This is a genomic window from Lactobacillus sp. B4015, from assembly GCF_026536055.1.
In the GTDB taxonomy this organism is placed as follows: domain Bacteria; phylum Bacillota; class Bacilli; order Lactobacillales; family Lactobacillaceae; genus Lactobacillus; species Lactobacillus panisapium.
In genome coordinates, this window is record NZ_JAFNOY010000002.1 from 231,763 (window position 1) to 243,715 (window position 11,953).

Annotated in this window: 10 protein-coding genes; 2 read left to right on the forward strand and 8 right to left on the reverse strand. The window is 34.7% G+C overall.

Annotated elements, in window-relative coordinates:
* Positions 1–29: 29 nt before the first annotated feature.
* From J3U71_RS02815 to J3U71_RS02850, 8 genes are all read right to left on the reverse strand, one after another.
* The gene (locus tag J3U71_RS02815; protein WP_220269077.1) at positions 30–1,031 is read right to left on the reverse strand and encodes a 2-hydroxyacid dehydrogenase; all 1,002 of its coding nucleotides are present in this window, start codon (positions 1,029–1,031) and stop codon (positions 30–32) included.
* Positions 1,032–1,156: 125 nt separating this feature from the next.
* Positions 1,157–1,816, reverse strand: coding sequence for an SDR family NAD(P)-dependent oxidoreductase (locus tag J3U71_RS02820; RefSeq protein ID WP_267392501.1), 660 nt, complete (start codon positions 1,814–1,816; stop codon positions 1,157–1,159).
* A 29-nt stretch (positions 1,817–1,845) separates the two neighbouring features.
* Positions 1,846–3,399, reverse strand: coding sequence for an FGGY-family carbohydrate kinase (locus J3U71_RS02825; RefSeq protein WP_267392500.1), 1,554 nt, complete (start codon positions 3,397–3,399; stop codon positions 1,846–1,848).
* 15 nt (positions 3,400–3,414) lie between these two features.
* Positions 3,415–3,963, reverse strand: a complete 549-nt coding sequence (locus J3U71_RS02830) for a glycerol-3-phosphate responsive antiterminator (RefSeq protein ID WP_267392499.1) — start codon at positions 3,961–3,963, stop codon at positions 3,415–3,417.
* An 89-nt stretch (positions 3,964–4,052) separates the two neighbouring features.
* Positions 4,053–4,865 (reverse strand): class I fructose-bisphosphate aldolase, encoded by an 813-nt coding sequence (locus J3U71_RS02835; protein WP_220269081.1) that lies wholly within the window; start codon positions 4,863–4,865, stop codon positions 4,053–4,055.
* Positions 4,866–5,749: 884 nt separating this feature from the next.
* Entirely contained in the window at positions 5,750–6,790 is a 1,041-nt protein-coding gene (locus tag J3U71_RS02840) for an SLAP domain-containing protein (protein ID WP_267392498.1), read from the reverse strand.
* 183 nt (positions 6,791–6,973) lie between these two features.
* Positions 6,974–8,209, reverse strand: a complete 1,236-nt coding sequence (locus J3U71_RS02845; RefSeq protein ID WP_267392497.1) for a PTS sugar transporter subunit IIC — start codon at positions 8,207–8,209, stop codon at positions 6,974–6,976.
* A 111-nt stretch (positions 8,210–8,320) separates the two neighbouring features.
* Positions 8,321–9,439, reverse strand: coding sequence for an ROK family protein (locus tag J3U71_RS02850; RefSeq protein WP_220269084.1), 1,119 nt, complete (start codon positions 9,437–9,439; stop codon positions 8,321–8,323).
* Between the two features lie 156 nt (positions 9,440–9,595).
* Here J3U71_RS02850 and J3U71_RS02855 point away from each other — a divergent pair, with 156 nt between their 5' ends.
* The gene (locus tag J3U71_RS02855; protein WP_220232695.1) at positions 9,596–10,495 is read left to right on the forward strand and encodes an ROK family protein; all 900 of its coding nucleotides are present in this window, start codon (positions 9,596–9,598) and stop codon (positions 10,493–10,495) included.
* The gene (locus J3U71_RS02860; protein WP_267392495.1) at positions 10,473–11,951 is read left to right on the forward strand and encodes a glycoside hydrolase family 1 protein; all 1,479 of its coding nucleotides are present in this window, start codon (positions 10,473–10,475) and stop codon (positions 11,949–11,951) included. The genes J3U71_RS02855 and J3U71_RS02860 overlap by 23 nt, the downstream gene beginning before the upstream one ends.
* Positions 11,952–11,953: the final 2 nt, after the last annotated feature.

Sequence of the window (11,953 nt, forward strand, 5' to 3'; positions counted from 1 at the left end):
GTAAAGTTCTCCATTCTAAAATAAGAAAATTATTTTTGCCCATCTAAAAATCTTTGAGCAAACAATTTCGGAGTGTTTTTGAAAGCATCAGCGGTTGAACCAGCTAAATGCGAGGTTAAAGTGACATTCTTTAAGTTTAAAAATTCAGAATCTGCTGGTAGAGGCTCCTCATCAAAAGTGTCAATTGCTGCACCAGATATTCTGCCCTCTTTTAATACTGTAATTAGAGCTTTTTCATCAACAAGAGCTGAGCGAGCAGTATTGATAAAATATGCACTTGGCTTTATTAGTTCGAACATGTCTTTATTAATAATATGGTGAGTTTCTTCTGTTGCCCTCATATGAATTGTGATGATGTCAGATTGTCTAAGTAAATAAGAAATACTATCAACTTTTTTAGCATTTAAATTTGTCTTTTGAACATATGGATCATAGAAAATGATTTTAGCGTCAAAGCCACTCAAAAATTTAGCTACTAATTGTCCAATATGACCAAAACCAATAATTCCAATGGTCTTACCGCCGATCTCAGGAATATTGTCTTTATTAGGAAAATCCTTGAACCAAATATCTTCATGCATCTTTGCATTTGTGCGGGCAATATTTCTTGTTTCGGAAAGTATCATACCAACTGTGAATTCTGCAACTGCACGTGCATTACGTCCAGCAGTGTTGATAACTTTTATACCTTTACTTTCCGCATATTTGTTATCTACATTTTCAGTACCACTTCTTAGAACACCAATGTACTTAAGATTTTTAGCTTGATCAATTACTTTTTTTCCTATAGGCATAAATTGGGTAATAATCATATCAAAACTTTCAATGCCCTTGAGCAAATCTTGATTGGTAATCTCTACTGAATTGGCACCTTTTTGTTCAATTTTGATATTATCATTTTGTAAGTCTTCAACTGTATCATGGCTCCAGTCTCTAATTTCAACTAAGTCTCCATTTTGTTCAAATTGCTTTAATCCTGTATTTAACATTTTGGGGGTAATTAGATTGTCACCAAAAGCGATTATTTTCATATTTAACTCTTCTTTCTAAAATCTTAGTGCATTAACATTCCACCAGTAAGGTCAACCGTTGCTCCTGTCATGTAACTGTACACATCTGAAACTAGCAAAGTTCCCATTTTTGCGATTTCATTAGGCTAGACAACCCTACCCATTGGAATCCTGTTTACATAATAGTTAGGATTCTTATCAAGATTTGCTTGAATCATCCTGGTGTGCATGATTCCAATTGCAATATTATTACTGTTAATTTTATTCTTAGCCTGTTCGCGAGCAAATGAAGCATTAAAGGCGATTAAACCGGCTTTAGAAGCAGCATAATGAGAATGTCCAGTTGTAGAACCGTAATATGCTGCTTGACTAGTTACGTTTAGGACATGCCCACCGTGGTTCTCTTTGTTTGCAGCAATTGCAAATTTTTGTGCAAGAAGAAAGGGCGCTCTTAAATTGGTTTCTAACTCTAAGTCCCAATCTTTGTCTTTAATTTCTGTAACCATTCCGCTTAACCAAATTCCAGCGTTGTTTATTAAAATATCAATTTGTCCTAATTTTTCATGACCCTCATCAAATAGCCTCCTAGCTTGTTCAACCTGAGAAAGGTCTGCTTTTAAACCAAAAGCCTTTTGATTAGTTTCTTCTTTCACTTTTTCTTCTGTTAATTCTGGGCATTCATTTTCATTAAGAAAACTAAAAGCAACTGTAACGCCTTCTTTTGCTAAGGCTAAAACAAATTGCTGCCCTAAACCTGTAGCACCACCAGTTACCAGTGCTTTTTTACCTTTTAAACCTAATTCCATTTTTTCTCCTTTTAAATATCTTATGCTTTCTATACTGTTGCCAATTTAACATTTCCAATGTCGTTCCAGACGAAAGATTGATCCTTCACAACTTGTTGATACAATTGATACTTTTCTTTATAGACCTCAGCCAATTTCGGATTAGGCGAGATAGTTTTAGAAATATGAACCATACTCTTTGATGCAGATGAAAAGTCTGTGAATAATCCAGACATTACTCCTGCAGTCATAGACGCACCCATTGCACCATTTTCTTTGACATTGACCAATTCAAGCGGCTTTTGAAAAACATCAGCAAACATTTGTAGCCATATATCCGAGTTAGTAATACCTCCAGCTATGCGAATCGGTGAATTTAGGATATTTGCATTTATTTTTGCTAATTTTTCAACGTGGGCTTTGTGAGCAAAGCAAACACCTTCGTATATTGCATTTACAAATTGTGCGAGGGATGTATCTTTAGTTGCACCAATAAAACCGGCGGATGAGTTAGCAATTCCTGCATTCGAACCAAAAATAAATGGGTAAAAAATCAACTTACTTTCCCATGGTTTAACTGTTGCTACTAATTTAGAACAATAGTCATAGATGCTGATATTATCGTTAACCATTTCCAAAAGTTGAGAATGATCTTTCATAAAGGTATCAATGAACCAAGTTAGGTTGGAACCACTGGTTGGCGAAGCCTCTGTTAATAAGTACTCACCTTTAATCGGATAATCAGAAGTCATAAATAAATCTTTGACTACTGAAATTTTGTTATCGATATATTGGTTAATGCTCCAAGTTCCGGTTACAATTGATAGCCGGTCGTGATTAACTAACCCCGTCGATAAAGCGCTTGCAGTAATATCAAATAGTCCACCAGCAACAGGTGTACCTTCACTAAGGCCAGTTTGCTTGCTTACCTCTTTCGTGATTGCCCCACACTTTTCTGTAGATTCGACTAAAGGAGGCATTTTTTTTAACCATTTTTTAATGCCAAAGAATTCAAATACTTTTTCATCAAATTCTTCGGTTTTTTGATTAAAAAGTGAAGTTCCACTAGCATTTGATTTTTCTAAGCCAGCCTTTCCCGTAAGCCAGTAACGTACTAAATCAGTAATCATGAAGACATATTCAGTTTTGTCATAAATTTCTGGTTCATTTTCGTCTAGCCACTTCAAAAGTGAAGCTGGCTGTGAGCTCCAGATGGTCGCGTAAGTCCTAGGCCGAACAATAGTTTCATATTTTTCATCGGAGAGCCATTTTTCTACAATTTGGTTAGCTCGATTATCTGTCGAAATAATGCCGTTGCGGATAAAAGTTCCATTTTTTCCTATTAAATAAAGCCCATTGCCGTGACCAGTTATACCGATTCCGACAACTTGCTTGGGATTAATATCTGATTTTTTTAAAACGTTTCGAATAACTTTAAAATTGACTTCCCTAAGTTCAGACATGTCTCTTTCTGTCCAAAATTCATGAGGCGTTATCATTTCAGTATAAATTGTCGATTTTGCCACTTCGTGTCCAGCAGAATCATAGATAGCTGCTTTTGTCGAAGTACCGCCATTGTCGATACCCATTAAGTATTTAGTCATATTTTCACACCTTTCTTATTGCCAAAGTTCTCTATTGCTAGTTGTAATTACAGAAAATCCCAATTTAAAAATTTGATCAACCATATTCATAGTATTAATGAAGCCACCAGCAAGTAATTTAGAGTTTTTCTTTAACTTTACTAGACTGTTTGATTCGATAATTGCACAACAGGCAGGAAGAACCTCGATGGCATCAAACTTGTTGTTTTCCAGAATTACACTTGTTCTTTTTAGAGAACGGCTGTCAATTAAGAAAAAGCGGTAAATAACTTTTAGCCCAATACTCTTGGCAATATTGCCAGCTTGTATATTAGTAGTAAAGACTCCGTCGACTTGGTACATATTTTTTAGTAGTCGTAAGCCTTTAACATCTGGTGCAAAGCCAGCTACTAATTCCAAATGTACAAATGCCTTCTTTTTATACTTATGCACATAAGATGTTTGTTGAATTAGGTTTCCTATGTCGGTATTACTCAAAAGAATGATTGGTGCCTTTGCTTTACAAGCTATTTGTAAGAATTTGAGCTCTCTCACTGAGGGTATAATTATTTTATTTTGCTGCATCTAATCTCCTCCAATACAAATATCAAAAATTACTATTAAGCTATAAACATGGTTTAATTCTTATTAAAGAAAATTATTGATTTTTGAAATTAAGATCTTGTTTCTGAATATATCTGCAGCGCCTCCTCAACCGATTTTCCATCATGGACAATAGCGGATAAAGCAGCTACCTTACCAATTGGATTAGAGTCTTGAGTAATATTCCTTCCCGTAGCAATACCCTTAACACCTGCTTCCATCAAATTATGAACGTATTCAAAATACGTTTTATTGTCGGTTTTTGGCCCACCTAAAGCAACTGCCGGACGGATCGTATTTTCAACGATTTTGCGATCAATTTTTACGTTGCCAGTAAATCTTGTCTTAATAACGTCTGCTCCATATTCTGCTCCTAGTCTTGCAGCCGTTTTAATGTAATCCGGATTATTAGAATTCGGATATTTATCTAAGACGGGGTAGGAGCAAGGAAGAGTTTCTGCAATCACTGGAACATTCCATTCTTCCCCTTGTTTGGCCAATTTAGACAACATTTTATGAGAAAATTCTTCTCTGCCACCTGGAGCTCCTGGAAATGTCATGCAGACTACACCACTTGCTCCAAGCTTCAAAGCGTCAGTAACGTCGAAGAACTGAGCTGTTTCTGGAACAGTATCATCAAAGACATTGACCGAGCCATCTACTCTTAAAACTGTTGGAACATCAATTAACTCTTCTGAAAATAGCTGAGCTTGACCATAGGTAACTAAGGCACAGTTGAGTCCATATTTTAGCAATTCTTTAACACTTTTTACGGAAAAATCTACTCCGTCCGTATTGGAAGAAAATCCAAATCCATCTAAAGCGACAATTATTGTTTTTCCATCTTTTCCAAAAATATTATTTAAGCGTTTTGCTTTATCCATAATAAATCTCCTTTACCAAAATGAAGTCAAAAAAAAGAAGGCCCAAATAAACCTATGTGTAATAACTTACACAGGTTTAAATGAACCTTCTAAATTTCTTGTTCAATTAATATTTTACTACGACGATAGTATATGCGCTTTTGAAAACGCTGTCAATACTTTTTTAGGAAAATGATAGTTTTTCCAAAAATAGATTATTTATAACTGGGATTATTAAAAAAATGAGATAGTATAATTAATTTTCTTGGATCTTTTAAATATAATCTTTACCATTTATCTATGCATATTATAAATTTAACTTTTAATAGCTATTGACGTAATCACATTAGTATATTAATTTATAGATAATTGAATAGGGCTTCTTTAGGGCAGGGCGAAATTTCGACGGTAATAACAGAAGTCCGTGACTCGCGTAATTGCGGTGGAATTTGTGCGGTAATGGCTCCTGCAGAAGCCATAAGAAAATATTTGTATTAAATTGATTTTCTCATTATTGCTGCTAATTAACTATAATAATTAAATAAAGAAGATTAAAAGCTTTTTGATATGAACCCCGAAGTTAGGACAACTTCGAGGCTTTTATTATGACTAAATATCATAGGATTGATCAGTCCATGTTGCGTAGGGGCAACTCTCTCTGTAGATGTTTTGGCGTATTCAAACGGGCAATGTGATCCTACGGCTTTAAAACCTAATTTAATAATCTAAACAAACTTGAAGAAGCAATCCCAAAATATATCAGTCACTATAACAAGTAAAACTAAAAGGACCAAGTCCGACCGAACAGCGGAAGTTAGTCCTTAGTTGAAATTTATTATACTGGCCTAATTTTGTGGTTCACACATATTTAAGCATAGACTATTTTTGATTTATATTTAGTTGAATTAAAGGTTTGTACTTACTATGAAAGTAACACCATTAGAATCATAACTATTATAGTAGGTTGTTGCCAAACCGATACCAATGGTTTTAAGTGAAGCACTCTTTAAATCATCTCTGTGAGCAAAATTTGCTTGAGCATCTTCGTAAACAAATTGCTTAAATGCTTCTTGTGCCATTTTCTGGGGAGTATTATAAGTGACAAGAGTTTCCAGCTCTCCATATTTTGCACCTGCGTGCATGTCAGATTTTTTATACTTGTCATAATGCTGAGCATCTTGAACCGCTCTCGAGACATCATAATCATATCGGCTGGTAATATACGTTATTTTGGTGGCAACTCCTTGGCTTGCTCGCCAGTCATTGACAAGCTTTTCAAAGCACCTTGCAGTTTCTTCGATAGTGTTTCGATCTAGAGCAGTCCCGCTTGGAAGATTGCTTCTCATCTTTTTTTCAAATTTAATGCTGGTATTATCAACTTCTATACTGGTATTATCATTTGGATCGTCCCAGTTGGCTGAAGTTGGAATCTCTTTATCTTCTTTTACCTTTACCTTTGATTTTTGTGTATCACTTGATTTTACCCAGTTTTGATACTTAATGCGATACCAGGTATTCCCATTATTGTCTTTATATGTTTGATAGACATTTTGCTTTCCCATCAGTGTATAAAGTGAAGGTTTACCATTAGGTTTTGTATAAAATTCAGCATCATCTTTTAAATATACCGTAAATAAAACTGGATCCTTATCCTCTTTAGGAGGAATCACAGTGTTGACTCTCTTGATATAGCGACCTTTTCCAATTCTATAAAATACTTTTCCTTTAATTGACCTTTTGCCGAAAGTCTTAAGATATTTTCCTCTTTTCAGCGAAGTTTTTCCTTTTCTCCTTGCAGTGGAAGAGTATACATAAGAATTATGCCTTAATTGTACTCTGGGAGAAGCGGCAGCCGAAACAGAGCTCGAATTTTGTTGTAATGTTACAAGACCTAAACTAATTAAAAGGCCCGATGAAATCTTAGTAATAGTTTTCTTATTTATCATAAAGTTTTCCTTGTTCAAATTAGAATAAATAGTTTATATTTTCTATTTTAGACAATAAAAATCTAGAAGTCAGAAAAATTATGCGCTTTTCAGAAAAAAAGTTGAATTTCAGAAAAAATAGAACAGAAGAACATCATTTCCAGGGTCTTGGTCTGTTTATACTATAGCAGCTGAATGCATCAATTATTTACCTGCCTGTTCTTGCTTAACTGCTTGCCTATCCAAAGATTTGAAAAATGGGTAGTAAGCGAGTACGGCAAAGGCTAATTCGATGGCTTGCCATACAGCCGCTCTCCAATCACCACCAGTCATTAAGAAGCCGCTGATAATAGTAGGTGTTGTCCACGGAACTTGGGCAACAATCATTCCGATAATATGAAACTTCATTAAAAAGTAGGTAATAAATTGAAGAATCATTGGCACTAAAATAAATGGTATTGTCAAAGTAGGGTTTAATACAACCGGAACACCAAACATGATCGGTTCACTAATATTGAAAATAGCAGGCATAATACTTAAATTGCGCATAGCTTGGTATCTTTTACTTTTGGCAGTAAACATGCAGAGAACTAAACCAAGAATAGCGCCGGTACCACCAATTGTCATACCAAAATTCAAAAATCCATCTGCAGTAATATTTACTGGAGCATGTCCTTTAGCGACAGCATTAATGTTTTGAGTTAAAAATGATAAAAATACAGGAGTGTAAATACTGCCAACAATATTAGTACCATGAATACCTACAGTCCAAAGTAAGCAAACTAAAAAGATTGCCAACTCAACGCCCCAAATGCTTGAAAGACTTACAACAAGAGGACTGAAAATCATTGTAATAACGCTGTTAATATCAATATTGCATACGACTCTAATAATCCAGACTACCAAAAGAGCTACCGAACCTGGAATTAATGATGAAAAAGAATGGGCAACTGCAGGTGGAACAGAATCTGGTAATGTAATTACCCAATGATGCTTAATACAAAAATTCATGATTTCAACGGTTAAAATACAAATTACAATAGCAGTAAAAATACCACCAGAGCCTAGCTGGGAAGGGTCGATAGCTAAATTTTTATTTAGCATTGCTAATAAGAAGGCAATTGTACCGATAGCAGTAGTAGACATTGGGTCTATCTTATTTGCCTTAGCGGCTTGATAGCTTATGCCCATAGCTACTATTAAGGCTAAGATACCAAAAGTTACTGTTACACAAGCGTTTAGAGCAGGTGCAAAGGGCTTAATGATATTTGCCCATCCAGGAATAGGTAATTGAGCAATAATCATGAAGATTGATCCAAAAATAGTAAAGGGAATGGTAATAATCATACCATCTCTAAGAACTATCATATATTTTAGGTTACCAATTTTTGCTAGTTTAGGCATTAGCTTTTGTTGCATAGTTGTCATTATGTTATGCATAATAAAGTCCTCCAACGAATTCAATTAAACAAGTAAGTAAAGCTAACTAACTAACTAAAATTAATGTAATCCCTTACATCGATTTTGTCAAATTAAAGTTAGAAAATATGCTTATGGAATAAGACGTAGTCTTTTATTTCCTAGATCAAAAACTTCTCGTAAAAGTAATGAATAGCCACCAAGGAGAGGTGCAAATCGTGATTTACGGGCTATTTGTAATTGAGTGTGATGCTTTCTCAAAATTGGCAGATTATTTTTTACTTGAATTAATAAATTTGGAATATTTTCTAGTAACGTTGAATCTAAGATTATCATTTGAGGAGAAAAGATAGCGATAAGGTTATTTAGCACAAGGGCTAGCCCTTTTACGAATTGTGAAATAGATTTATTTACTTGTTTATTACCTTTAAAATAGAGTTTTGCTATTTCTTGGATAGATATATTATTTAGACCTTCGTTTTTTGAGATGTTTTTTAAAACTGCTTCTTGTGAACAATAAGTATCTGGATTAAAAGAAGCCATAGTTTCATTGCTTGAAAAAAGAAACTGCATTTCACTTAAATCACCGGCATTATTTCCAAATCCTGTATAAAGATTTTCATTAATTATAATGCCAGCGTTAATAGTTTCATCAATAACAATGGTAATTAGGTCTTTTATCTCGTTATTAGAGGAAAAGTCACGCTGAAAGATTGCTGCGGCATCTGCATTATTAGCAACAATTACGGGAATAGAATAGTTTTCTTTGAGCCACGAAACTAGCGAGTCACTTAATAGTTGTTCTTTTTTGTGGACTGTCAAGGAAATACCGAGTAGCCCTTTTTGGGTATTGGGCACTGAAAAGTCCGTAATCTTTTTTTGTAATAAACTTTTGATATTTGAACTTTTAGCTGATAAAGCTATTTCTTCAAAGCGATTAATGTACCCATTTGCTAATGTGGCCATGATTTTAAGAGTCTTTGAACCCATTTCTAAATTAATGAAGTAGCCATAATCTGAATTAAAGGAGACGAGTAAAGGTCTTCTGCCGCCAGCTATTGTACTTTCACCTTCACCAATTTCTTTAACATACTTTTTAGCTAATAAATCATCTAGAATACTGGAGATTGTCACTTTATTAATTGAAAGATCCTTGGAGATTTGGCTACGTGAGATGGGTCCGTAGTTTATGACATGCTTGATAACAGAAATTTCATTACTCTTGCGCATTGCCTGCTTATTTATAACCATATTATTATTTGCCTTTCTTACTTTTTATTATAAAGGTATCAGTAGGATTTATAAAATAAGATTTAATGAGAGTGTTTACATTTTTGCTGAACGGGATTATTCTAGTTTGTGAAGTATGTAAACTAAACTAACTAACTTAAATGAAAGGCATGAAATATGACAGTATTAACAGTAGATGTTGGTCAGAAGTATATTAGATATGGCTTTTTTGATGATGAAAGTAATTTAACCGGAAAAGGCCAATATAAAAATTCAAACGACTCTGCTAATACATTTTATGAATCTTTAGCAAAGATAGTAAGAGAAAGCGATTTAGATATTACTGCAATCAGTATAAGCTTTCCAGGATTTATTGATGTTAAGCATAATATTGCCATTCGTGCTGGATCACTGAGGATTTTAGATGGACACAATATTGTTGAAGATTTGCACCAATATATAAATAAGAAAATCGAAATATTTATTGAAAATAATTCTAACTGTGCGGCAATAGCGGAAAAGTTAAATGGAAATGCGCAAGATGTGCATGACTTTGTAGTTATGACTTTGGGTAATGGCGTAGGTGGTGCTATTTTTATCAACGATAGTTTGCTTCGCGGCGTTGGCTATTCGGCTGGTGAATTTGGCATGATGATAAGTGATTATTCTGGTCATGGATATGAGAGCGAGCACTTTTTGGCTTCTGCAAAAGCATTGATTACTGCTTATTCAGAGATGAGAGGTATTCCCAATGACTTAGTAGAAGAATACCAAATCTTTTCTGAATTAGATGATCCTCAGGTAAAAAAGATAGTAGATCAGTGGGCCACATACGTGGCTATTTGTATTTTTAATATTGCATGCACACTCAATCCACAGAAATTTCTGATAGGTGGAAGTGTTAGTCAAAATAGTGAACTAATACCGATACTTAATAAGAAATTAGCTGGAATTCCGAATTGGAGAGATTTTCAAATAAAAATAGAACCTTGTCGATTTTTCGATGATGCTAGTCTTTATGGAGCATATTGGGCCTATATAGGGAGAAAAAAAGATGTTTCACAAGAATTTAGATAGCTTTCCCAAGGATTTTTTATGGGGAGCAAGCTCGGCGGCGTATCAAATAGAAGGTGCGCCAACCGAAGATGGTAAAGGAAAGTCAATTTGGGATGTGTATTCACATGAAAAGGGGAATACATATCACGGCACTAACGGAGATATAGCTGTAGATCATTATCACAGGTACAAGGAAGATGTCGCTTTGATGAAAAAGATGGGGTTAAAAGCTTATCGTTTTTCTGTATCTTGGAGCCGCGTTCTTCCTGAAGGAGAAGGAGAAGTAAATCCAAAAGGGTTGCAATTTTACCGTGATTTAATTGACGAATTAAAAAAAGCGGGGATTGAGCCAGTGTTAACCATGTATCACTGGGATCTTCCCTTGACACTACAAGAAAAATACCATGGCTGGGAATCTACGAAAACAATAGCAGCTTTTACAAATTATGCCAAATTATTATTTAAAGAATTTGGTACAAAAGTAAAGTTTTGGGTAACTATAAATGAACAAAATGTTTTCACGTCTATGGGCTACCGGTGGGGTACACATCCGCCGAAAAAGCATGATTTTAAATTAATGCTACAAGTAAATCATTATATAAATCTTGCAAATGCTGCAGCTATTAAACTTTTTCATCAAATGGTTCCAGACGGCATGATAGGTCCTAGTTTCGGTTACGGGCCAACATATGCGAAAACTTCGGATCCAGAAGATGTTTTAGCATCAATTAATGCAAATGACTTTAATAATAATTGGTGGTTAGATGTCTATTGTACTGGCAAGTATCCTTATTTTTGCAAAAAGCAATTTGAAAAACTGGATATTATGCCTAAAGTCACAAAAGAACAACAAGCAATATTAGAAGATCCAGAAGCTCATCCTGATTTCTTGGGTATTAATTATTATCATGGCGGTACATTTCAGCAAAATAGAATTCAGAAAGTTGTTAATTCCGGAAAGCAAGAACAATTTGATAAAACTGATCCGTATCTAATGCAGCCACAGCAAGGACAAGCAAATGAACCTGAAGTACCAATGTTTAATAATGTCGAGAATTCATATGTTAAGAAAACGCAATGGGGTTGGGAAAAGGACCCTACCGGCTTGAGAATTACACTCAGACTAGTGTATGAGAAGTATCAATTACCCATCATGATTACTGAAAATGGTTTAGGAGCCCTTGATAAAGTAGAAAATGGCAAGATTAACGATAGTTATCGCATTTCTTATTTAGCTGATCATATTACTGCAATGCAACAGGCTATTACTGATGGTGTCGAAATAATAGGTTATTGTGCCTGGTCATTTACTGATTTGTTAAGTTGGCTTAATGGTTATTCTAAACGTTATGGATTTGTTTATGTAGATCAAAACAATCACGAAAATGGTAGTTTAAAACGAATTCCTAAGCGCAGCTATTTCTGGTATGCCAAGGTAATTAAAACAAATGGGGCAGATTTAGGGAATGAGGAATAATC